This window comes from Vibrio sp. M250220 (assembly GCF_036533795.1).
Lineage (GTDB): Bacteria > Pseudomonadota > Gammaproteobacteria > Enterobacterales > Vibrionaceae > Vibrio.
In genome coordinates this window covers 22,861-46,237 of sequence record NZ_JATABI010000021.1, presented here as the reverse complement: position 1 = coordinate 46,237, position 23,377 = coordinate 22,861, and the positions used below count along the sequence as shown (strand labels likewise).

Sequence of the window (23,377 nt, the reverse complement as noted above, 5' to 3'; positions counted from 1 at the left end):
TTCGCGAAAAAAGTCAGAATAAAAAATGAGAATGTGGAGATTTAAGCCCGTGAAACATAAGGTAGAAAAGGTTGTGAAGCCTGATGAATACTGGCGTGAGATGTTGTCTGATGAGCAATATCGTATCTGTAGGGAGCAAGGTACAGAAGCACCGTTTTCCGGTAAGCTACTGCATAACAAACAAACCGGAGTTTACTCTTGTACGTGCTGCCAAGCACCACTATTCACCTCAGACAACAAGTACGATTCGGGGTGTGGTTGGCCTAGTTTTGATGCCCCTATCAATAGTGAGGCGATTCGCTATTTAGAAGATCTCAGTCACGGAATGGTGAGAATTGAGATTAGATGTGCAGCGTGTGATAGCCATCTGGGTCACGTTTTTCCTGATGGACCCAAGACGACAGGTGAGAGATTCTGTGTGAACTCTGTGTCGTTAATTTTCAACAATTCATAAAAATAGCGGTGATTTAATCACCGCTATTTGTTTTATCCTTTCAATGAATGGTTTATGGCTACTTAAACCTAGGGACGATTGACGCGTTAAATGTCCCGTTGTTCACCATCTCCTCTATCTTCTCTGCAATATCATCTAACTGGCTATAAGTACTGCTATCAAAACCGTATAGCAATTGCAGCTCACTTTCCGAAGCAATTGGTACGTTGAAGCGTTGCGCTACCATAGTCCAAATATAAGCCTCTTCTTTATTGCCGAGTCGATAGGTGGTGCTCGCCAAGGATTTGAATATTTCAGTGTTAACTTTGCCGCGCTTAGTGAGTTCTAGTGCATGAACGAGAAGTTGTCGAGTTTTAGCTTGATCTCTGCTGGTATAGAATGTTGCCAAAGCATACTGCATCTCAGCCGTTTCGAGAGACGGTGTCCCTTCTAACTGCAAAAACGCTCGACGGGCAGGGTCACTGCCGGTTTGACTCCATAAAAAATAGAGAGATTGAGGGGCATTGGATTTTTCTAGTCGGGAGACAATGGCCTCTAAGTCTTGGCCTGAGTTAATTAATGCATCAAAGCGACGTTGTTTGAGTCCTGACTGATCAATGGGTTGAATTTGAGAAGCAAGTTCGAGGCACTTCTTGTAGGTTGAAAGTAGTGCGTACTCTTTGATGTAGTTATCGTCGTTCGGGTTTTTCAGCACTTCGAAGCGATGCCATATTAGATCAGTCCGTGGCACTCGACACTGACCGTCTCCGACATTAAGTCGTTGGCATTGAAGCCCTGGATTATCATTACAAAGTTGTTCAGTATTCTTGTTTCCTTCAAAACAACCAGTGAGCGCAATACTTGCGCTCAGTAAAGTGAGGACATTCGTTAGTTTCATATTATTATTGCTTGTGATCCGTTACGCTTATTATTAGCAGTTGCCTTGACTCAAGCTCCCAGCCAGTTAATGTTCGTCTATCTTGATTGATTATAGGATATACCATGGACGCAGAGCAGTTAATTAACGCCATCACACCAGAGGCATATGAGCGTCTACTTTTTGCTGTAGAAACAGGTAAGTGGCCTGAGGGTACCCCACTTTCTCAACAGCAGCGAGATTCTTGTATGCAGGCTGTGATGTTGTATCAATCTAAACACAATTCTGAAGCTCAGCACATGACGGTTGCCAAAGGTGGAGAGATTAGCTTTAAGTCTAAAGCGGAACTGAAGAAGCAATTCCAACAAGGGCAAGAGGATATTGTCCGCGTTAATCCTAATTTGAATGACTAACGCTTCAATAAACCAAAAAAGCAGGCACCATGCCTGCTTTTTTATCGGTGGTTAAACCGTTAACCGCAGCACTTTTTGAATTTTTTGCCGCTACCACAAATACAGGGGTCGTTACGACCGATTTTCAACTGGCTAATGGTTTGGCTCAATCGAACATCGACAGGCTTTTGTTCTTCGGGGAACGTGCCGTCGATATAGAACCAAAGGCCGCCTTCTCGAACGAATCTTGAGCGTTCTTCTAAACAGTACTGCTGGCCATCTTGATTGAAAAAGGCTTTGAATGTGACAAAACCTTCGTTGTCATCCTTGCCTGACTCCGTGCCGACAACGTCTAAGCCACACCAATCACTGTTAATTGACTCAGCTATCTCGTCACGCTGCTGCGAAGCGTTGCAACTCGGGTGATATGTGTTTACCACATAGTCTACTAAGCCTTTTACGTGTGCTGAGTAGCGCGAACGCATCAATTGTTCGGGGGTTTTGGCTAGTGCATGGTTGTTATGGATAGGTTCACAACAGACGGTGTAATCTTGTGAACTGCCACAAGGACACGAACTCATAAAGACTCCAATTAATTCGTTTTAACCGATAGAAGATCAGCCGTCCATTTCACCGATGAGTCGTAACACTCGCTTAGAATGTCATGATCTAAGCCAATGTTCTCACATCGCTGATGGACTTCGTCCCACTCAGCGTGTTCGTACGCTTTGGTCAGGGTGAGAATGTCGCCAAGTATGCCTTCGTTGGCAATAATTGCGAGTTTTATCGTTTGGTCGATTGAGATTTCTTCAAGAATTTGTGCCAGTGGGCGATCTAGTAAACTGTCCAATAGCGAAAACATGCCGGTTAAGAATGCATGTCCTGGTTCGAGTTTTGCGTCAAGATTAGAGGCCAGCAGCTCACAGTATCGCGCTCTTTGAATGGACAAGCCATACAAGTAATCTGGTTTGCTATTTTGCGTAGAGGCAAGCGCGACGAGAGAAATAAACTTACGCAGTTTCTCTTCCCCTAGATACACCAGCGCTTGCTTGAAAGATTGGATTTTTGAGCAAACGATAGAAGAGGAATTAACAAAGGCCAGTAACTTATAGGACAGCGTCAGATCTTTGGTGATGAGTGCTTCAATTGCCGTGTAATCCATATCCGGTTTAGACACTTCGGTCAGTAACTGAACCACTGTCATGAAGGACGGTTCAAGCGATTTACGGCTGATCATTTCGGGTTTGCTGAAAAAGTAACCCTGAAAATAGTCAAATCCAGCGGATTTAGCTTGTTCGAACTCTTCATAGGTTTCCACTTTTTCTGCGAGAAACTCAATATTGGAACCTGCAAGTCTGAGTATAAAAATACGAGCTTTTTCGATAGAAACTTGGCGGATATCGAATTTGATCAGGGAAATGTAAGGTAAAAATGGTTTCCATTCTCTGGTTGGCACAAAATCATCGAGTGCCATCTTATAGCCAAGGGCTGACATCTCTTTAACAGCCTGCAATAACTCTTTAGTGGGGGCACAGTTTTCTAAGATTTCAACGACGAGACTGTCTGATGGGAAAAGGGTCGGCACCTTATTAATCAGGCTTTGGTAAGGGAAATTGACAAAGCCTAACTTGTCTCCCAACGTTTCATAGTGAGTAGAAAGGAAGTGATCTGACAGCAGGCGGCTTGTCGCTTGCTCAGGATCAATATCTGGAAACGTGTTTTTGGGACCATCCCTAAACAGGAGCTCATATCCAACCGTGTGTTTATCTTTATTGAGAATGGGTTGTCTTGCTATATACGAGTGTTTCAAGGTAGTTACCGCGCTTCTTGTCTAAATTTATTGGCTCAAAATCACCGGAAATGGTATGGCATATTGTGCACAATTTCAGTCACTTAACCAGAAAAAGGTCTTTGTTGTAGGTCGAAATTATTTTTGTTGTAGACCAATACTGAACCGTGAGTGTACCAGTCACCCAACACTATTCTAGTATAGACGCGATTACCTTGTTCAAAAGTGTGAACATTCGGCCGGTGTGTATGACCATGGATCATAAGTTCTACATTGCATTCGGTCATCACTTTCTCTACTTCGCCTTGTGTCACATCCATGATGTCTAGAGATTTGGTTTTCTTGTCATCTTTGATGTCAGACTGAACTTTAGACACAATCTTCTTTTTTATGAACATTGGAATGCGATTGAAAATCCATTGCAGCCAAGGTTGGTGTACTTTGGCACGAAATTCGAGGTATTTAACGTCATCGGTACACAGGGTATCACCGTGGAGTACGACGGCCTTGGTACCATAAAGGTCTATCACGGTTTCATCGCCAAGGAGCGTAACTCCCGTCTGCTTAGCAAATCGGCGACCAACGAGAAAATCGCGATTACCCTGAGTAAAAAAGCAAGCAACGCCGTGGTCAGTGAGTCTCTTAAATTCGTCCCGTATGCTTGAGGCAAATTCGGAGCGGTCATCATCACCAATCCAGAATTCAAATAAGTCACCCAGAACATAAAGTGCATCGGCGTGGATTGCTTCCTCGCGCATAAAACGGATAAAGCATGACGTCGTTTCAGGTGTCGTCGGGGATAGGTGTAGATCAGAAATAAATAGTGTGGTCATAGTAGATTAAAGAAGAGAGCGCAGGGCGCTCTCTTGAATCGGATTATTCTTCGATTGTTGTGCTAGTGATGAACACTTCTTCAAGCGGCACGTCTTGGTGCATGCCCATAGAACCGGTACTTACACCTTTAATCTTGTCAACGATGTCCATGCCTTCAACCACTTCTCCGAATACACAGTAACCCCAGCCATCTAGGCTTTCGCTACGGAAATCTAGGAAAGTGTTGTTGTTAACGTTGATGAAGAACTGAGAGCTTGCCGAATGCGGTTCCATAGTACGTGCCATCGCAATGGTACCTACTTTGTTGCTCAGACCGTTATTTGCTTCGTTTTTGATTGGATCACGAGTCGGTTTTTCACGAAGACCAGACTCCATACCGCCACCTTGAATCATGAAACCATCGATAACACGGTGGAACAGTGTGTTGTCGTAAAAACCATCACGGCAGTACTGTAGGAAGTTTGCGCTAGTTTCTGGTGCTTTTTCTTCATTTAGTTGAATTTTGATGTCACCAAAATTTGTGTGAAGGGTGATCATGATTTTGTCCTTTACATACGTTTTTGACTTGAAGCAAAGATTCTAGCGTAACTTTTGCGACATTAATACGTGAAAAGCGCAGGTTGAGAGCTGAGTAGCATTGCTAATGATGGCTTTTTAACCGTTTGAGGGATTACCTATTAGTGCATGACTTGATATACTGGCTCACTATTTTGATTCACTGGAAATATTAGAAAGAGATCATGTTAAAGATATACAACACACTCACAAGACAGAAAGAGGAATTCAAACCAATCAATGCCGGTAAAATCGGCATGTATGTCTGTGGAGTAACCATCTATGATCTCTGTCATATTGGCCACGGTCGTACCTTTGTTTCTTTTGATGTTGTCTCTCGTTACCTGCGTTACCTAGGTTATGACCTAACGTTTGTTCGCAATATTACCGACATTGATGACAAAATTATCAAACGTGCCAACGAAAACGGTGAAAGCTGTGATTCATTAACGGAACGTCTGATTGGTGAAATGCACGCTGATTTTGATGCATTGAACATGAAGCGTCCTGATGTTGAGCCGCGTGCGACAGAATTTATTGCAGAAATCATTGAACTGGTTGAAAAACTTATCGAGCGTGGTTTTGCTTATGTAGCCAGCAACGGCGACGTTATGTTCGAAGTTAAGAAGTTCGATGAATACGGTAAGCTATCAAAGCAAGATCTTGACCAACTTCAAGCGGGCGCACGTGTTGATGTAGAAAGCGCAAAACGCAGTCCGCTTGACTTTGTGTTGTGGAAAATGTCGAAACCGGGTGAACCAACTTGGGAATCACCTTGGGGCCCTGGTCGTCCAGGTTGGCATATTGAATGTTCGGCGATGAACTCATCAATTTTGGGCAACCATTTTGATATTCACGGCGGCGGTTCTGATTTGCAGTTCCCTCACCACGAAAATGAAATTGCTCAATCATGCTGTGCTCATGGCACTCAGTACGTAAATACTTGGATGCATAGCGGCATGGTGATGGTAGACAAAGAGAAAATGTCTAAGTCGCTAGGAAACTTCTTCACCATCCGTGATGTCCTTGAACATTACGACGCTGAGACTGTTCGTTATTTCCTAATGTCAGGTCACTACCGCAGTCAACTGAACTACAGCGAAGAGAACCTCAATCAAGCTCGTGCGTCTCTTGAGCGTTTATACACGGCTCTGCGTGGATTGGATCTGGCAACGCCAGCCGCTGGTGGAGAGGAGTATGTTACTCGCTTTGCAGAAGTAATGAATGACGACTTCAATACACCAGAAGCTTACTCAGTGCTGTTTGATATGGCGCGTGAGATCAACCGTCTTAAAACTGAAAACTTATCGGCGGCAAGTGCTTTAGGCTCATTGATGCGCGAACTCGCGGATGTGATTGGTATCTTACACCAAGATCCTGAAGCGTTCCTTAAGGGTGACGCTGGCAGCGATGATGAAGTGGCAGAGATTGAAGCGCTGATTAAGCTACGTAACGATAGCCGTGCTTCAAAAGATTGGGCGAATGCAGATATGGCTCGAGACAAGCTAAACGAGATGGGTATCGTGCTAGAAGATGGTCCAGAGGGCACCACTTGGCGTCGTAAGTGATAGATCTCGATGCGATTGATGCCTTGTTCAGTTTTAAATCTGTGGGTGAGCGTTAAGTCGATCGCATTGGTATAGCAATTTTCTAAGGGCTGTTTATTCAGCCCTTTTGTTTATTTTTTTGATTATTTTGATGGGTAAAAACAGTGGCTCAGATGTACTTCTACTACTCTGCAATGAATGCGGGTAAATCAACCACTCTTCTTCAATCTGCGTTTAACTACCAAGAGCGAGGAATGACACCAGTTATTTTTACCGCTGCGTTAGACAATCGTTACGGTGTCGGTAAAGTCAGTTCACGTATTGGTTTACAGTCGGATGCGCATCTGTACAACTCTGCAACCAATCTCTATCAGGAAATTTCTAGCCTTAATGAAGTCGAGAAGCGTCACTGCATCTTGGTCGATGAGTGTCAGTTCCTGAGCAAAGAGCAAGTTTACCAATTGACCGAAGTGGTTGATAAACTTCATATTCCAGTGTTGTGCTACGGATTGAGAACCGATTTCTTAGGTGAGCTGTTTGAGGGGAGCAAATACTTGCTGTCTTGGGCAGACAAGCTTGTAGAACTAAAAACGATTTGTCACTGTGGCCGCAAAGCTAACATGGTCATCCGTACCGATGAAAATGGTGTTGCGATTGCGGAAGGCGATCAGGTTGCGATTGGTGGCAATGATAAATATGTTTCTGTCTGTCGTCAGCACTATAAAGAAGCGCTAGGTAAGTAGCGTAGCAGATACAAAAAACGGAGCGCTAGCTCCGTTTTTTGTGTGTATTCGATAATCTGAGATTAACGAGCACGGAAGACGATGCGACCTTTAGATAGATCGTATGGAGTCATCTCTACAGTTACTTTGTCACCAGTAAGAATACGGATGTAGTTCTTACGCATTTTACCAGAGATGTGAGCAGTAACTACGTGGCCGTTTTCTAGCTCAACACGGAACATTGTGTTTGGAAGAGTATCAAGGACAGTGCCTTGCATCTCAATTACGTCTTCTTTAGCCATTTAATCCTCTTTTCAAAATGGACAATTCCAACCGGCGCACAATGCCGATCAAAATGAATTATGTAAAGTTGGGGCGTATTCTACCCTTGCCAACGCTGATTTACTAGCCTTTGATGACGCTGAAAACGGACTTTATAGTTCATCGCCGGACATTCATCAATTTGATAGCCCAAATAGAGCCACTGCTTACCTTGCTCAATACAGTATTCAGCTTGGAATAATACCGCTAAGGTACCTAAGGATAATGAGTGTTCAGGTTCAAAAAAGGTGTAAAACGCACTGGCGCTATTCGACAAGATATCTGTCACAGCGATAGCGACAAGTTGTTGCTCTTGGTAAATATGGAGAAACTGAGTGTTTAACCAATTGCATTTCGAAAACTGAGCAAACTCCTCTTTTTTAGGAGGGTACATTGAGCCACTTTTATGGCGAGACTCAATATAACGGGCATATAAATCAAACCAGTTATCGTCCATCCTCTCTTTCAATTGCCATTGATATTGAGCCGCTTTTTTTAATAGGCGCTTTTGATTGCGTGATGGTTCAAAATCTGGAATAGACAGGCGTAGCGCTTGGCAGGATTGGCACTGATCACAATGGGGTTTATAGATCGTATCACCACTACGTCTAAAGCCGTTAGCTAACAGTACCTCATAGCTAGAGCCGCAATGCATGGCAGGATCAAGTGCGACAGCAACGCGTTCCTGACGATCGGCTAAATAGCTGCAAGGATGACTGTCAGTCAATCCAATGCGGATTTGTTGCAGATCAGAACTCATTTATCTCCTCATATTTCACAAGTGAGCCACTGGTTGTTAAAACAACCTTCAATAACAGGTTGGTTCTTAAATGATAGCAGTCTTTGCATGAAATCTTCACGCTGCAACTCAATAGCGCCAAGTGATTTTAGGTGGGCATTCATGACTTGGCAGTCAATCAGTTCCCCTGCATGTTTTTGAAAGTGGTCGCATAAATACCATAAGGCAATCTTAGATGCGTTGGTTTTTAAACTAAACATCGACTCACCACAAAATAGTTTACCGATTGAAAGACCATAAAGTCCACCTATCAACTCTTCCTGATGCCAAACCTCGACGGAATGACAGTGACCCGATTTCGCCAGTTGTTTATAGGCATCCCGCATATCTTCATTAAGCCAAGTTTCATCCTCATGACGAGTCGAGGCACACAAGTCGATGACACGTTCTGTTGCTTGATTAATACTGACTTTATACTGATGCTTTCGCTGAAATTTTTTGAGACTTTTTGCTGGTTCAAATGTCTTAGGATTAAAGACTGCTCTTGGCGAAGGGCTCCACCAGAGAATCGGTTCTCCAGGGCCGTACCATGGGAAAATGCCATTTTGGTAGGCCAAAAGTAATCTGTCTGGTTGTAGATCGCCGCCAAAAGCGAGCAGGCCATTTGGATCGGCCAGTGCTTCCAAAGGCGAGGGGAACCAGAGTTCATCACAGTTAAGTTCAGTCAGATATATCGCCATGAATAAATAGAGGAAACAAGAATGAAGAAGTTGTTATGGATCATATTGGTTTTTCCCTTGATTGCCAATGCAGCTTACCAAAGAAATACCGCTCGGCCAGTCAACGAAGTGGTGTTTGGTCAAGTTGATACGGTGCGATATATCACCCAGCAAGAGATCGTCAAATCACAAGGTTCAGGATGGGAAACACTGCTTGGTGCCGTGGTTGGTGGAGTTGTTGATTGAAACCGAGCAGGGGAAGTTAATCGATGTAATTCAGGACATAGACAGCCGTATGCTGTTTGAAAAGGGCGATAAAGTTCGCATTCTATATTTTGATGATGGCGTTAGGGTCGATAAAGAGTATTGATGTTCATAATAGGCACCAAAGTCCCGACGACATATTTATTCAGTTTAATTGTGACTTTGCTCTGGTTTTACTAAGGCTTTTTAGATAGGCTGCAAGTACGAAGAATTTTTCATCATCTCGTTTAGGAAGACGGGCTGAGCAAGGAACATCAATTTAAATGGAAAGCCTTACGTTACAACCTATCAATAAAGTCAATGGTGAGGTCAACTTACCGGGTTCAAAAAGTGTTTCAAATCGTGCGTTACTTCTCGCAGCCTTAGCAAGTGGTACAACACGATTAACGAATTTGCTCGATAGCGACGATATTCGTCATATGCTGAATGCACTGAGCAAGTTAGGCGTGTCTTACCGTCTATCTGATGACAAAACTGTGTGTGAAGTCGAAGGTTTAGGTAAGCCTTTTCAAGCGACACAAGCACTAGAACTGTTTTTAGGCAACGCAGGTACAGCGATGCGTCCCCTTGCTGCCGCATTGTGTTTAGGTGAGGGAGAGTTCATCTTGACGGGTGAACCTCGTATGAAGGAGCGTCCTATTGGTCACTTGGTTGATGCATTGCGTCAAGCGGGGGCTAAAATTGAGTACCTAGAAAACGAAAACTACCCACCACTCAAAATCTTCGGCACTGGTCTGAAAGGCGGAATGGTCGAGATTGATGGCTCGATTTCAAGTCAGTTCTTAACTGCTTTCTTAATGTCGGCACCACTTGCTCAGGGTGATGTAACGATCAAAATCGTTGGTGAATTGGTATCAAAACCATACATCGATATCACGTTGCACATCATGGCTCAGTTTGGCGTTGAAGTAGAAAATAACGACTACCAAGAGTTTGTTATCCGTCATGGTCAACACTATGTTGCACCGGGGGATTTCTTAGTTGAAGGTGACGCGTCATCGGCATCTTACTTCCTAGCGGCGGCTGCGATCAAAGGCGGCGAGATTAAAGTGACAGGTATTGGTAAGACGAGTATTCAAGGTGATATTCAGTTTGCCGATGCTCTCGAAAAAATGGGTGCTGAGATTGAGTGGGGTGATGACTACGTTATCTCCCGCGTGGGTGAGCTTAAAGCGGTCGATATGGATTTCAACCATATTCCTGATGCGGCAATGACTATCGCAACCACTGCACTATTTGCCAAAGGTACCACCGCGATTCGCAATGTGTATAACTGGCGCGTTAAGGAAACCGATCGTTTGGCCGCGATGGCGACTGAGTTACGTAAAGTCGGTGCTGAAGTGGAAGAGGGTGAAGATTACCTGATTGTGACACCTCCGGAGCAACTTATCCACGCTGCGATCGATACTTACGATGATCACCGTATGGCAATGTGTTTCTCCCTTGTTGCACTCAGCGATACACCAGTAACCATTAACGATCCAAAGTGTACGTCAAAAACTTTCCCTGATTACTTTGACAAGTTGGAAGGGTTAAGTTCGTAGAGCGCTTTGCTTGCAGAGAGCTGGAACGGACTGCGTCCTTCGAGAATCTAGAACGCTTCGCTGTGAGTTCGGACTTCGTCCTTCGAGAGGTGCTGTGGTGATTGAGTCGAAAGTTGTAGGTAGTACTGGCTGATATTAAAACTTAATTGTCTGAATTTAAAAGAAAGGGTTGGCATGCTCTGTCAACCCTTGCAAGATTTTCTCGCTTCTCGCTTCTCGCTTCTCGCTTCTCGCTTCTCGCTTCTCGCTACTTCTCTAAAGTAAACTCTTTCGACAAGTGATGTGTTAAGTACTTAAACATATTAAAAACAGCCGTTGTCTTCGTTGTTGGTAATCCATTGTCATCAAGAAAATAATTTCCTTTGAACACTAAGACGTCGTATTTTTCTTCAACGCTGTCGGCTCGCATGCCATCAATGTAATCATCGTGTTCTTGGATGATGTGATTAGCAATCATGAGAAGCTCAAGTTGTGAAACGACTTTTTTTTCGCTCATTGGGGGATACCTTTGTAGATGATTTCTTCTAATTGAAGAGGTTTGCTGAAAATTGTATGAATAATGACGATAAAATCAATTGCGATAGATCAATCGCACTGCGGACACTGAAGCGCTGAAGCTTGTGGATTTTGTGACTGGTGGCAAAAAACCTTATCTAAAGTTGGCATCGTAGATCTTATGCCGTTTAGTATGTGGCGTTTTCATAAGTTGCCCGAATCAATCGCGCATTATTTTGTCGTTTGGTAATGCTTACCATTTTTAAGACATCGCTGCATTGTCGAGCAGTCAATGTAGAAATTAAAAAAAGATATTGATCTTCTTGCAATCTCGCTCAATAGTAAAAAAAGAAGCAAAGTATTAAGTATGTCGTGCGATATGTATCGCACTTGATAAAGGACACTTGAGTCAATTATGGGTAAGTCACTGGTTATTGTGGAGTCGCCTGCTAAGGCGAAGACCATCAATAAGTATTTAGGTAAGGACTTTATTGTAAAGTCCAGTGTAGGTCACGTACGTGATCTACCGACTGCTGGTCAAAGCACGGGCCAAAAAGCTGCGGCCGTATCAACCACAGGCTTAAGTGCTGAAGAAAAAGCGCGCATCAAGAAAGAAAAAGATCGTAAGTCACTGATTAAAAAAATGGGCATTGACCCATACCATGGCTGGGAAGCGAACTATCAAATTCTGCCGGGCAAAGAAAAAGTCGTTGCAGAATTACAGAAGTTAGCCAAAGACGCAGATTGCGTTTACCTAGCAACCGATTTAGACCGCGAGGGAGAGGCTATCGCTTGGCACCTTCGTGAGATTATCGGTGGCGATGAAGAGCGATACAAACGCGTTGTATTCAACGAAATTACTAAAAATGCTATCCAACAAGCGTTCGAAAAGCCGGGCGAGTTGAGCATGGATGGCGTTAATGCGCAACAAGCACGTCGTTTCATGGACCGTGTGGTGGGCTTTATGGTCTCGCCACTGCTGTGGAAGAAAGTCGCACGTGGTTTGTCTGCTGGCCGTGTTCAGTCCGTTGCAGTAAAGCTATTGGTTGAACGTGAGCGTGAAATCAAAGCGTTTATTCCAGAAGAGTTTTGGGATATCCATGCTGATACTAAAACGCAAGACAAAACAGACTTCCGCCTGCAAGTCGCGCAGAAAGATGGTGTTGCGTTTAAACCGGTTAACGAAGCCGAAACTAAAGCGGCTATTGCTGTGCTTGAAAAAGCGCGCTACGAAGTGTGTAAGCGTGAAGATCGACCTACATCAAGCAAACCATCCGCACCATTTATTACATCTACGCTGCAACAGGCTGCCAGTACGCGCCTAGGTTACGGTGTTAAGAAAACCATGATGCTCGCTCAGCGTCTTTACGAAGCGGGTTACATCACTTATATGCGTACCGACTCTACAAACCTGAGTGCGGAAGCGGTTGAGACTGTGCGTGGTTATATCGGTAATGAGTTTGGTGAGGCATACCTTCCTGCGAAGCCAAATGTCTATGGCAGTAAGCAAGGTGCTCAAGAAGCGCACGAGGCGATTCGTCCATCCGATGTCTCTGTGAAGTCAGAAGATCTTCAAGCAATGGAAGCCGATGCGCACAAGCTATATTCATTGATTTGGAACCAGTTTGTTGCCTGTCAAATGACCCCAGCTCAGTACGACTCCACCACGGTAAGTGTAAAAGCTGAGGAGTACACCCTCAAAGCTAAAGGTCGTATTCTTAAGTTTGATGGCTGGACTCGTGTTCAACGTCCACTTGGCAAGAACGAAGACCAGATCCTACCTGCGGTTCAAGTTGGCGACAGTATCGAATTGGTCAATCTTGATCCTAAGCGACACTTTACTAAGCCGCCAGCGCGTTTTACAGAAGCTGCTTTGGTAAAAGAGCTTGAGAAACGTGGTATTGGTCGTCCATCGACCTATGCATCAATCATCTCTACGATTCAGGATCGTGGTTACGTTAAGGTTGAACAACGTCGTTTCTATGCAGAGAAGATGGGTGAGATCGTTACAGACCGTCTAGATGGTAGTTTTGATGACCTGATGAACTATGAGTTCACGTCTCGTATGGAAGAGAAGCTTGACCAAATCGCTGAAGGTGAAGCGAATTGGAAAGGCGTACTTGACGACTTCTTTAATGACTTCACGAGCGATCTTGAAAAAGCTGAGCAGGATGAAGATCAAGGCGGCATGAAGCCTAACCACATCGTATACACAGATATCGAATGTCCGACATGTTCGCGTCCTATGGGTATTCGTACTGCATCTACCGGCGTGTTCCTTGGTTGTTCTGGCTATGCACTACCGCCTAAAGAGCGTTGTAAGACAACGATCAACTTGGGTGACGAAGACGGCATTATCAATGTTCTCGAAGAGGACGTTGAAACAGCGGCTCTACGAGCTAAGAAACGTTGTCCGATTTGCGAAACCGCGATGGATGCGTATCTGATTGACGATAAACGTAAAATGCACGTTTGTGGTAACAACCCAAATTGTGATGGTTACGTTGTTGAGCATGGTGAGTTCAAAGTGAAAGGGTACGATGGCCCTGTTGTCGAGTGTGACAAGTGTGGCAGCAATATGGTGCTCAAGAACGGTCGATTCGGCAAGTACATGGATTGTACGAGTGAAGAGTGTAAGAACACACGTAAGATCCTGAAAAACGGAGAAGTCGCGCCACCGAAAGAGGACCCTGTTCATTTGCCAGAACTGCCATGTGAGAACTCAGATGCTTACTTCGTACTTCGCGATGGTGCGTCAGGTTTGTTCCTTGCGGCGAGTACCTTCCCTAAATCACGTGAAACACGTGCACCTCTAGTGGAAGAACTGGTGCGTTTTAAAGATCGTCTTTCAGCCAAGTTCCATTACTTAACGGAAGCTCCAGAAAAAGATCCTGATGGTTTACCAATGGTGGTTCGTTTTAGTCGTAAGTCAAAAGAGAACTATGTCCGCACTGAAGTCGACGGTAAGCCTACCGGCTACACTGCACTTTATGTGGACGGTAAGTGGGAAATTACTGATAAGCGCAAGAAACCTGCAAAAAGCAAGTAGGGTATAGAATACGAAAGGCAGCCGATAATGGCTGCCTTTTCTTTTAGACGAACGCTTGTCTGTTTTCATATTTATGAGATCAATATACAATTATTCACCTATTGGTTGTTAATATATTGTGATTCTCAGTCTGTCTTTTGACATTATTATCTCTAGCTTCTATTGATTTAGAAGAATAACGGGAAGGGTGCCATGAGACAGAGATTAAGGCTTCTAAGTATCATTATCGCAGGTAGCTTGGTTTTGGTGATAGCCGCTTTTAGTATCTCAAAACGAGTGCTAGATAGCGTGATTGAGGGATTGCTATGGGAGTTTGCTCAAGTCTCTGCCAAACATGACGCCGAAGTGTTAAAGCCTATAACGGCTCAGTCCGAGATCGTAAAACAGTTGGCTACTCACCCCAATATCACTTCATGGGCGCAAAACAGCGAAGATTCAGTCTACCTAGCCGTTGCAGAAGATACACTTGAACAATTTCGTTGGCGGCTGGCGTCCAAAAATTTCTTCGTCGCCTTAGATCAGAACCTGTCTTATCACTACAACGATGTAAATAGCATCCGCCAAGGAACTTTCTTTCGCCACTATCTGGATCCAGATGCGATTACCGATAAATGGTTTTTCGAGCAGAAGTCGAGCGGAATCGATCTCTCCGTCAATATCGCTCATGATGTACATCTGGGATTAACCAAGATCTGGATTAATCAGACCATAGAAAAGAACGGTCTGTTTTTAGGTATTCTCGGCACTGGTATCGATTTCACGGAACTGATCGAGCCGTTTCATAACTCACAACCCACAGGGATAGAAACCTACTTTATTGATGAACAGATGAGGATCCAACTGGTCCTAAGCGTCGATTCTGTTCAATACCCACTGCGTGATAGCCGTTCAAGGAAACCCCTGCTCAGCAGTGTAATTAGCAATGATAAAGATTATCAAGCGCTCGAAAAACTGATGAAGTTGCAGAAGGAAGGTCAAGAAGCACAAGTGCTGATGGTTAACCAAGGTGGTGGGCGAGCCGCTGTTGCGATTTATTACATCGAGTCTCTAGGGTGGTATGAAGTGACCTTTGTCAGTATTGATGCGATAGTGCCGACATGGGTGAATACCCAACTCTATTTCCCACTGCTTGCTGTAACCTTAATCGTCGCAATTCTTCTCTTTGGTTGGCTAGTCAAGCACTGGTTAGTCCCTCGAGAATATTGGAATCAGCGCATTTATCGACTTGTGCAAGACAACTCGACTGGCCAAGATGGCGCTTCACTTAATCTTGAACAGTGCTTTGATGTGCTTGAGCATGAGTTACAAAATAGTCGCAAGGGATTAGATAATCTGGTTGCGTCTAGAACGGCGATACTGGATGAGCTGTCAACATTTGATGTTTTGACCCAGATACATAACCGTAGAGGTCTGGAAAAAGAACTCAGGGCTGAGTTAGCGCGCTCTTCTCGTGAACAGTATCAGTTTGGTTTGTTGTGGATTGACGCTGGAATTAAGGTGCAATCTGACTCCGAAGAAGAGAGTCATCAATACCAAAATGCTTTGCAGTTGGTGGCTCGAGGCTTGCAACGAGCGATTCGGGAGTACGATGTGGCGGCAAGATGGGCGGAAGATGAGTTTTTGGTGTTGGTTAGATGTGGTCAAACTAGGACGTTAGAACGCATCGCCGAGCGCATTAAGCAGTATGTCGATTCACATCAAGATAGTGACACCATTCATTCCCACCATTTGATCAGACTTTCTATTGGTGGAGCACTTATTCAACCTCAGATGAGTTTGCAACAGGCTCTCGCGTTGGCAGACAGTTCATTGTTTCTGGCACAGTCCAACCAATCGACGATTCACATTCATACGGTGTCAAGTGAAAGGCAAACGGCTTGATTTACGTGTGTTTCAATCCTAGGTAATACCCTGATTATATTCACCTAAGCTATTCGAGCGAAGTCACGTTAATGTAGTTAATTTGTTGCTTGTTTGCGAGCTTGCGGCGAGATAGTGTGAGCTATCGCAGAGCGCTGCAAAGCAACAATTGTGAGCTCCAAATGACGGCATGTTTTAAATTGTAATCTTCCTGAAATACGATAACTTATAATAATCCTTTTACGCCAAGAACTAGGCTTAGAGTCTAGCGCGGCAGCGATTGTTATGCCCATTCCTACGAGGAACCGGAGTGGACTAAAGGAATTAGATGAGCCCCCCTAAATAAAGGCTCATTACACAATAAATAAAATGGAGAGAATTAAATGGCTGGTGTTTTGGGAATGATCCTTGCTGGTGGAGAAGGCTCGCGCCTGCGCCCACTGACGGAGTCTCGCAGTAAACCATCGGTGCCTTTTGGCGGTAGCTACCGTCTTATCGACTTTGCACTAAATAACTTTGTTAATGCTGACCTAATGCGTATCTACGTGTTAACACAGTTCAAATCTCAATCTTTGTTTCACCACCTAAAGAAAGGTTGGAATATCAACGGTATTACCGACCGTTTTATTGACCCTATTCCAGCACAGATGCGTACCGGGAAGCGTTGGTACGAAGGTACGGCGGATGCTATCTACCAAAACCTTGGCTTTATGGAGTTGTCTGAACCGGATCAAGTTTGTATTTTTGGTTCAGACCACATCTACAAGATGGATATCAAGCAAATGCTTGATTACCACAAAGAAAAGCAAGCTTCGCTTACCGTTTCTGCTTTACGTATGCCTTTAAGTGAAGCGTCTCAATTTGGTGTCATTGAAGTCGATGCTGAAGGGCGAATGGTAGGTTTTGAAGAAAAACCAGCGTACCCGAAATCTATCCCTGGCGATCCAGAATACGCGTTAGTATCTATGGGTAACTATGTATTTGAAGCACAGACGCTTTTTGCTGAGCTGATTGAAGATGCAGATAACCCAGACTCAACTCATGACTTCGGCAAGGATATCATTCCAAAGATGTTCCCTCGCGGCGATGTGTTCGTGTATGACTTCAGCACCAACCGCATTACTGGCGAGAAAGAAGAAGTGTATTGGCGTGATGTCGGTACGATTGACGCATATTGGCAGGCTCATATGGATCTGCTCGCGAAAGACGCGCCTTTCTCGCTGTATAACCGTAAATGGCCTCTCCACACCTATTATCCACCGTTACCACCGGCAACGTTTACTGACTCTGACAATGGTCGAGTACAAATTATCGATAGTCTTGTGTGCAGCGGTAGCTATGTTCGCGGTTCGAGAATTGAAAAATCGGTACTCGGCTTCCGCAGCAACATCGCCTCTGCGTGTGACATTAGCGAAAGTATCCTACTGGGTGATGTTAAGGTCGGTGAGGGCTGTGTACTGCGCCGCGTGATCGTCGATAAGGATGCGGATATTGCACCGGGTACCCAAATTGGTGTAAACCTATCGGAAGATAAGAAACACTACCATGTATCGGAAGAGGGTATCGTTGTCATTCCAAAAGGAGCACGTATTGGCTACTAAGAATCTATCCATTCTATTTGTAGCATCGGAAGTTGAAGGGTTAATCAAAAGCGGTGGCTTGGCAGATGTTGCCAAGGCGCTGCCTGAAGCATTGCTCACATTACAGCAAGATGTTCGTATCACTCTACCCGCATACCAGAAAGTAGCGGGCATTGAACAAGCTCCAGTTTTACTGGACACACAGCTTGAATATTGGCCGCACACACCGTATCGAGTTAAACAACTCGAAATCGTGGGAGTACCTGTCTACGCGATTGATTGCGAGGAGTACTTCAACCGCTCGGAAATGTACGCGGAGAACAACCAAGCGTATCAAGACAACGGTGAAAGGTTTGCTTTCTTTAGTGCCGCGTGCCTCGATATGCTACCGAAACTTGGCTTTCAACCAGATATCGTTCACGCCAATGACTGGCATACTGGGTTTGTTCCCTACTTACTGAAACACCGCTACGGAGCGGATACGTTTTTTTCATCGACGAAAAGTGTACTCTCGGTGCATAACGCCGTATTTAAAGGGGTGTTTAGCTATGATGAGTTACAGAATCTACCAGAGATGCACACACGCTACGCTGGTGATGCGGCTGTGAGTGACACCCATGTAACCATGCTAAAAGCGGGCGTTATGTGTGCGGATAAGATTAATGCCGTGAGTCCTACTTATGCACAGGAACTAAAAACTGAGTTAGGTAGTCATGGTATGGCGGCGGAATTTCAGCACAGAGCCGAGGATTTAGTCGGGATACTAAATGGTTGTGACTACTCGGCATGGAACCCTCAAACCGATCCTTCTTTGCCTGTGAACTACAAAGCAACGCGACAAAGCATGGTACGAGGGAAGAAAGCGTGTAAGAAAGAACTTCAGCAACGTGTTGGTTTAGAAGCGTGTGATGTAGCTGTATATGGCATGGTTTGTCGCCTAACGCACCAGAAAGGTATCCACTATCTAATCCCGATTCTGGATGCTTTCTTGAAGCATCAAGTTCAGGTGGTCATCGTTGGTACTGGAGACCCTGTCTTGGCGGCGCAGCTAAAAGAGATTGAAGCGTTACACAGCAATAAATTCGTCTTTGTCGAGGCCTACGATAATGACCTTGCTCATTTGGTCGAGGCGGGCTCTGACTTCTTTATCATGCCTTCTGAATTTGAACCGTGTGGGTTGAATCAAATTTATAGTATGGCTTATGGCACGTTACCCATTGTCCGTGGCGTTGGGGGATTGCGTGATAGTGTCAATGATTATGACGAAGGACCCAATACGGCGACTGGTTTTGTTTTTCAACAACCTGAGCCGAGTGAGTTATTAAACGTTCTACAGCGTTCACTCTTACTATATGCCCAACAGCCGAATGAAGTTAAACGCGTTCAATTGTATGCGATGGAACAAAACTTCTGTTGGTCTAAAGCGGCTGAAGAGTATATCAACCTGTATCGGTCGGCCCTTCACGCTTAATCTTTCTAAAGGCGTCATTTCGACGCCTTTTTCAATGATATTTACATTTTTGACCAGAGAATGACGGATAAATGGAGTTGTTGGACTTAAATCCTTCTAGGATTATGGTAATCTCCTAAGCCAAGATTTTGAACCTAAGTGGCCCTTGTCTGATATGAGCGATACCTTGTTATTCCACAAAACGTTTGCCCACCCCACTAGCGACGAGTGGGTTGTCTTTGTGCATGGTGCTGGGGGAAGTTCATCGATTTGGTTTAAACAAATCAAAGCGTACAGGAAGCATTTCAATCTATTGTTGATTGATCTTCGCGGTCATGGCAAATCGAATCAGTTGCTCAAAGAGCTGATTGCAAACCGCTATACCTTCAAAGCCGTGACCATGGATATTCTCAAGGTACTTGATCACCTAAAGATTCGTTCAGCCCATTTTGTGGGTATGTCGTTGGGTACCATTATTGTCCGTAATATCGCAGAGTTATCGATGGACAGAGTGAAGTCAATGGTGCTGGGAGGCGCTGTAACGCGTCTTAATACACGCTCTCAAGTGTTGGTCAAACTAGGTAACCTTTGTAAGCACATTGTTCCTTACATGTGGTTATACAGCCTTTTTGCCTATATCGTGATGCCTCAACGTACGCAAAAAGAATCACGTCACTTATTTATCCGTGAAGCCAAAAAGTTATGCCAAAAAGAGTTCAAGCGTTGGTTTATTCTTACCGCTGAAGTTAATCCGTTGATGCGATACTTCAAGGATCGTGAGTTACCCATCCCAACGCTATACTTGATGGGCGAGCGTGACTACATGTTCATTCAACCGGTCAAAGAGATGGTTGCCGCTCACCGCAAAAGCCAATTACTTGAAATCGCTGGTTGTGGTCACGTCTGTAATGTTGAAAGGCCTGATGAATTTAACCAACACTCGATAGCCTTTATTCAGCAACAAATCGAAGCCAAATAGAGTTAGGGCGCACAGGCGCCGCACTTCCAGCACAAACCGAATTGAGCTTCGTTTTGTTCACTACACTCACTACACCGCCAGCTTACTCCTCTTTCAGCACGCTTAAAATCGGCAATGATTGCTTGTGCTTGAGCGAGTTGTTGCTCATCGAATAGCCAAATATACGGTTCACTGTTCTCACCAAAAGGGAGCTCTCCCTGTAAACCGAATAAACCTTCGCCCCGCACCTCACAAAGGATTTGCTGTGATTTCAATAACTCACAAACGATATGTGCCTCAGGTGGTGTTGTCGCTGAGTAGAGGCGCATTACACGTTTCCGTTTGATGCTGAAGGCGTCGATTTGAGTTTGCCCATTATCCATTTAGCGACAACAGGGAAAAGACCTAATAAGGCAAAGGAAGCCAACACACTTGGAGAAACGATACCGGATAAGTGTTCAATCTGCGCCAACTGGGTACCCGCGTTGAGGTATACCGCTGTGCCTGGCAACATACCTAACTGGCTCACCAAGTAGAATCGTAAAGTCGTAATCGGTGTTAGCCCCATCAATAGGTTGATCAAAAAGAACGGAAAAACAGGAATTAGACGTAACGAGAATAGATAAAATGATCCGTCACGTTCAACGCCTTGGTTGATTGCTGACAACTTGTCACCAAACTTCGTTTGAACCCAGTCTCTAAGAAGATAGCGGCTGCTTAAAAAAGCCAGAGTTGCGCCAATGGTACTGGCAAAAGAGACAAGGACTAAGCTTGTCCAAAAACCGAATAGGGCAGCTCCCAATAGTGTGACCACAGCAGCACCCGGAACAGAAAAGGCGGTGATGGTGACATAGGCCACGAAATAGCTAGCGGCCGCGACAACGAAGTTATCTGCGATAAATAGAGCGAGCTCGGCTTGCTGAGCTTTAGCGTTTTCCAGAGTGAGATACTGTCCAAAATTAAGGGCTAGCAATACAACAACAAGGATGAACACAACGCCCAAAATCAGTTTTTTACTCATACAACATCTCCATCAAACATCAAAGCTAGCGAAATTAAAGTGTTAATAGACTAGAAAGGGAAAGCAAGCAGTAAATTTCACAAATAAGAAAAAAGTCAGCACTAAGGCTGACTCTTTATTGATTCGATAACTTATCTGTTAGTGATGGCTAAGCTCGTTGAGCAGCTCTTGGCGTCGATTTTGAGGAATGACGGACCAGTGAGTGCCATTGATCGCACCTTCTAATGCCCAAAGTAGCTCGATGTTAACGTCAGAAGAGTGAGTAGACTGAATCGCTTTGAATGCGTTAACTGAGCCGGTTTCTTCAAGGTTTTCGACACTTTCGATACCTGCTTTCTTGAGCATACGCTCAGTAGCTAATCGTAAGTTCGGTAAATCTTTGAGGCGACTTGGTTTCGTTTGCGATTGAGTTTTCTTCTCTTTATTTGCCGCATCAAGTGCAAGCTTGGCGAGTTCTAAGGTTTTATTGGTATCTGAACTCAAGTCATGACACAAGGCGTAGTATTTCGTTACAACGGGAAATCCGCGTTTTTTATAAACGTAAGGTTCGAGTCCTTGAGATTTAAATTGTTTAGTCAGTTCTGCGTCTGCACGAACGTGAAGTTTATCGTTGACCACGAGTGCGAACATCGTGTCATCAGCAAAAATGCCAAAGCCACCAAACATTGAACGAGACTTGATGTAGCCAAGTTGCTCAAATAATCGCATTGAGTCTTTTAGTATTGGTTTATCCATGCTGTTTATTCTCGGTGTATAGTTATACGCCACCAGTTCAGGTCCGAGAGATTAGCAAAATAATGCAGGTACTTTGTAAGTAAGGCGTCATACAACCGTTAGCAATTCGTGTATGACAAGTGCATATTTACCATCGGCAACCCCGCTACCAGACATATCATGTTTAAGGCCGGAGGCTTTGCGTCCCACCCTTTCGGAGTGGTTTGCCCTGTTCGTGGCATTGTTCGAACATTTAGAGCATAAATAAAATATGCGTAGGACATCACGCCGAAATGGAATAAGTGTGATCTTGGTTCAGCAAAAAGAGGTGAATTATCCGCTTAGCCAATAATGTGCTACCGGCTAAGCGAACGATTTGAACTATTTGTTCAAATCAAGGACGGTATTTCGTTCAACAATCTCAGGGTGCATTTCAAAAATACGCTTCTCATGCTCTTTATCTTTGATCCGCTCAAGCAAGATTTCGAATGCGTTTTTACCAACACGACGTTTTGGTTGGTGGACAGTCGTTAGTGGTGGAGAGAAGTACTCAGCCAGCTCAATATTGTCATAGCCGATGACTGACATATCTTCAGGAATTCGAATGCCTTTTTGCTGTAGACGGCTCATCAACCCCAATGCCATTGTGTCGTTGAAACAAAACACAGCACTTGGCTTGTTATCCATCGCTGCAATTTTGTCTGCGGCGAGTACGGCGGTATCACACTCGAAGTTGCCTTCAAGAATCCAATCTTCATTCACCGAAAGTTCTGCTTCACTCATCGCGCGTTTGAAACCGCGAATACGCTCCTGACAGGCGGCTTTTTCAAAGTGACCACTTAGACAGGCAATATCTTTATGACCACGTTCGATCAGATATTTTGTTGCTAAGTAGCCGCCTTCTTCTGAGTTATCAATGATCTTGTCCGCTTGCGAGCTTTCAGGACCCCAGTCCATAACGACTTTAGGGATATCTTTATGGCGATCGAGCATTTCGCTCAGCTCTTCAGTAAGGTCTGAACACATGACTAAGATGCCGTCTACGCGCTTCTCTGCCAACATGCGGATGTAGTCGCGTTGTTTCTCGTAGATGCCACCAGTATTACACAAGATAAGCGTGTAGCCTTGACGGTAGCAGTAGCTTTCTACGCCATCAATCACTTCTGAAAAGAATAGGTTTGTTGATTGGGTGACCAACATACCGATTGTACGAGTCGTGTTACATTTCAAGCTACGCGCAACAGCACTTGGCGCATAGTTTAACTCGTTCACCGCTTCCATTACTTTTTCTTGAGTAGCTTCAGCAACAAAGCGTGTTTTATTAATTACGTGAGACACAGTGGTTGTTGAAACACCGGCTAGGCGAGCAACATCTTTAATAGTGGCCATAAGGTTTTGTCCTGTCGATGACTGCCAAGCAAATATATTCAAGTGTAGAATAAAATAGTCTGGCAGAAAGTATCAGAAACACAAAAACCGCCCTTATTTAGCGGTTTGTATTTGAATCGTTCATT

General features: G+C 44.4%; 23 protein-coding genes, 1 pseudogene and 1 riboswitch. Of the genes and pseudogenes, 11 read left to right on the top strand and 13 right to left on the bottom strand.

The annotated features are described in order from the left end of the window. Window positions 1-25: 25 nt before the first annotated feature. Complete coding sequence (gene msrB / locus QTN94_RS09605; RefSeq protein ID WP_426951252.1) at window positions 26-454, top strand: peptide-methionine (R)-S-oxide reductase MsrB; 429 nt, start codon at window positions 26-28, stop codon at window positions 452-454. Window positions 455-512: 58 nt separating this feature from the next. Here the strand turns inward: msrB and QTN94_RS09600 are convergent, their stop codons facing one another. Further along, entirely contained in the window at window positions 513-1,331 is an 819-nt protein-coding gene (locus tag QTN94_RS09600) for a DUF2989 domain-containing protein (protein ID WP_331427519.1), read from the bottom strand. A 104-nt stretch (window positions 1,332-1,435) separates the two neighbouring features. Between QTN94_RS09600 and QTN94_RS09595 the strand changes: the two genes are divergently transcribed. Next, window positions 1,436-1,723 (top strand): YeaC family protein, encoded by a 288-nt coding sequence (locus QTN94_RS09595; RefSeq protein ID WP_269377153.1) that lies wholly within the window; start codon window positions 1,436-1,438, stop codon window positions 1,721-1,723. 59 nt (window positions 1,724-1,782) lie between these two features. Here QTN94_RS09595 and QTN94_RS09590 read toward each other — a convergent pair whose 3' ends face one another. From QTN94_RS09590 to QTN94_RS09575, 4 genes are all read right to left on the bottom strand, one after another. Further along, window positions 1,783-2,283: a YchJ family protein gene (locus QTN94_RS09590; protein WP_138972395.1), complete on the bottom strand. Its 501-nt coding sequence runs from the start codon at window positions 2,281-2,283 to the stop codon at window positions 1,783-1,785. An 11-nt stretch (window positions 2,284-2,294) separates the two neighbouring features. Beyond that, on the bottom strand, window positions 2,295-3,512 hold the full coding sequence (locus QTN94_RS09585) for an EAL and HDOD domain-containing protein (RefSeq protein ID WP_331416032.1): 1,218 nt from the start codon (window positions 3,510-3,512) through the stop codon (window positions 2,295-2,297). An 83-nt stretch (window positions 3,513-3,595) separates the two neighbouring features. Then, the gene (gene lpxH, locus QTN94_RS09580; protein ID WP_331427518.1) at window positions 3,596-4,324 is read right to left on the bottom strand and encodes a UDP-2,3-diacylglucosamine diphosphatase; all 729 of its coding nucleotides are present in this window, start codon (window positions 4,322-4,324) and stop codon (window positions 3,596-3,598) included. Between the two features lie 43 nt (window positions 4,325-4,367). Continuing rightward, the gene (locus QTN94_RS09575; RefSeq protein ID WP_331416030.1) at window positions 4,368-4,862 is read right to left on the bottom strand and encodes a peptidylprolyl isomerase; all 495 of its coding nucleotides are present in this window, start codon (window positions 4,860-4,862) and stop codon (window positions 4,368-4,370) included. A 203-nt stretch (window positions 4,863-5,065) separates the two neighbouring features. Here QTN94_RS09575 and cysS point away from each other — a divergent pair, with 203 nt between their 5' ends. Together cysS and QTN94_RS09565 are read left to right on the top strand one after the other, a co-directional pair. Further along, window positions 5,066-6,448, top strand: coding sequence for a cysteine--tRNA ligase (gene cysS / locus QTN94_RS09570; RefSeq protein WP_331427517.1), 1,383 nt, complete (start codon window positions 5,066-5,068; stop codon window positions 6,446-6,448). A 143-nt stretch (window positions 6,449-6,591) separates the two neighbouring features. Beyond that, window positions 6,592-7,170 carry a thymidine kinase gene (locus QTN94_RS09565; RefSeq protein WP_331427516.1) on the top strand — a complete coding sequence of 193 codons (579 nt, stop codon included), beginning with the start codon at window positions 6,592-6,594 and terminating at the stop codon, window positions 7,168-7,170. A gap of 62 nt (window positions 7,171-7,232) precedes the next feature. Here the strand turns inward: QTN94_RS09565 and infA are convergent, their stop codons facing one another. From infA to aat, 3 genes are all read right to left on the bottom strand, one after another. Continuing rightward, window positions 7,233-7,451, bottom strand: a complete 219-nt coding sequence (infA, locus tag QTN94_RS09560) for a translation initiation factor IF-1 (RefSeq protein ID WP_001040192.1) — start codon at window positions 7,449-7,451, stop codon at window positions 7,233-7,235. A gap of 80 nt (window positions 7,452-7,531) precedes the next feature. After that, window positions 7,532-8,230, bottom strand: coding sequence for an arginyltransferase (locus tag QTN94_RS09555; RefSeq protein ID WP_331416028.1), 699 nt, complete (start codon window positions 8,228-8,230; stop codon window positions 7,532-7,534). 8 nt (window positions 8,231-8,238) lie between these two features. After that, on the bottom strand, window positions 8,239-8,949 hold the full coding sequence (gene aat / locus QTN94_RS09550; RefSeq protein WP_138972402.1) for a leucyl/phenylalanyl-tRNA--protein transferase: 711 nt from the start codon (window positions 8,947-8,949) through the stop codon (window positions 8,239-8,241). A gap of 21 nt (window positions 8,950-8,970) precedes the next feature. On the opposite strand from aat, the pseudogene QTN94_RS09545 reads away from it, so the two are divergent. Together QTN94_RS09545 and aroA are read left to right on the top strand one after the other, a co-directional pair. After that, a pseudogene (locus tag QTN94_RS09545) lies at window positions 8,971-9,298 on the top strand (glycine zipper 2TM domain-containing protein). 157 nt (window positions 9,299-9,455) lie between these two features. Next, a complete protein-coding gene (gene aroA / locus QTN94_RS09540; RefSeq protein ID WP_138972404.1) occupies window positions 9,456-10,736 on the top strand; it encodes a 3-phosphoshikimate 1-carboxyvinyltransferase in 1,281 nt (426 codons plus the stop codon). Between the two features lie 247 nt (window positions 10,737-10,983). Here the strand turns inward: aroA and QTN94_RS09535 are convergent, their stop codons facing one another. Further along, window positions 10,984-11,232, bottom strand: a complete 249-nt coding sequence (locus tag QTN94_RS09535; RefSeq protein WP_331427515.1) for a YciN family protein — start codon at window positions 11,230-11,232, stop codon at window positions 10,984-10,986. A gap of 414 nt (window positions 11,233-11,646) precedes the next feature. Here QTN94_RS09535 and topA point away from each other — a divergent pair, with 414 nt between their 5' ends. The 5 genes from topA (at window position 11,647) to QTN94_RS09510 (ending at window position 20,149) form a co-directional block, all read left to right on the top strand. Beyond that, complete coding sequence (gene topA / locus QTN94_RS09530; RefSeq protein ID WP_331427514.1) at window positions 11,647-14,280, top strand: type I DNA topoisomerase; 2,634 nt, start codon at window positions 11,647-11,649, stop codon at window positions 14,278-14,280. A 192-nt stretch (window positions 14,281-14,472) separates the two neighbouring features. After that, the gene (locus tag QTN94_RS09525) at window positions 14,473-16,161 is read left to right on the top strand and encodes a GGDEF domain-containing protein (protein WP_331427513.1); all 1,689 of its coding nucleotides are present in this window, start codon (window positions 14,473-14,475) and stop codon (window positions 16,159-16,161) included. Window positions 16,162-16,523: 362 nt separating this feature from the next. After that, entirely contained in the window at window positions 16,524-17,741 is a 1,218-nt protein-coding gene (gene glgC / locus QTN94_RS09520; protein ID WP_138972408.1) for a glucose-1-phosphate adenylyltransferase, read from the top strand. Continuing rightward, window positions 17,731-19,191 carry a glycogen synthase GlgA gene (glgA, locus tag QTN94_RS09515; protein WP_331427512.1) on the top strand — a complete coding sequence of 487 codons (1,461 nt, stop codon included), beginning with the start codon at window positions 17,731-17,733 and terminating at the stop codon, window positions 19,189-19,191. The genes glgC and glgA overlap by 11 nt, the downstream gene beginning before the upstream one ends. Window positions 19,192-19,345: 154 nt before the next feature. Continuing rightward, window positions 19,346-20,149, top strand: coding sequence for an alpha/beta fold hydrolase (locus tag QTN94_RS09510; RefSeq protein WP_331427511.1), 804 nt, complete (start codon window positions 19,346-19,348; stop codon window positions 20,147-20,149). A 2-nt stretch (window positions 20,150-20,151) separates the two neighbouring features. On the opposite strand, the gene QTN94_RS09505 is transcribed toward QTN94_RS09510, so the two are convergent. The 4 genes from QTN94_RS09505 to purR all read right to left on the bottom strand — a co-directional run bounded on the left by QTN94_RS09505 (window position 20,152) and on the right by purR (window position 23,252). Continuing rightward, window positions 20,152-20,457 (bottom strand): putative signal transducing protein, encoded by a 306-nt coding sequence (locus QTN94_RS09505; protein WP_331427510.1) that lies wholly within the window; start codon window positions 20,455-20,457, stop codon window positions 20,152-20,154. Further along, window positions 20,457-21,149: a TVP38/TMEM64 family protein gene (locus QTN94_RS09500; RefSeq protein WP_331427509.1), complete on the bottom strand. Its 693-nt coding sequence runs from the start codon at window positions 21,147-21,149 to the stop codon at window positions 20,457-20,459. Before QTN94_RS09500 ends, QTN94_RS09505 begins: the two co-directional genes overlap by 1 nt. Window positions 21,150-21,287: 138 nt before the next feature. Next, complete coding sequence (locus QTN94_RS09495; RefSeq protein ID WP_331416020.1) at window positions 21,288-21,884, bottom strand: TfoX/Sxy family DNA transformation protein; 597 nt, start codon at window positions 21,882-21,884, stop codon at window positions 21,288-21,290. 132 nt (window positions 21,885-22,016) lie between these two features. Further along, a riboswitch (cyclic di-GMP riboswitch) is annotated at window positions 22,017-22,102 on the bottom strand. 142 nt (window positions 22,103-22,244) lie between these two features. Further along, on the bottom strand, window positions 22,245-23,252 hold the full coding sequence (gene purR / locus QTN94_RS09490) for an HTH-type transcriptional repressor PurR (RefSeq protein ID WP_138972414.1): 1,008 nt from the start codon (window positions 23,250-23,252) through the stop codon (window positions 22,245-22,247). Window positions 23,253-23,377 lie beyond the last annotated feature (125 nt).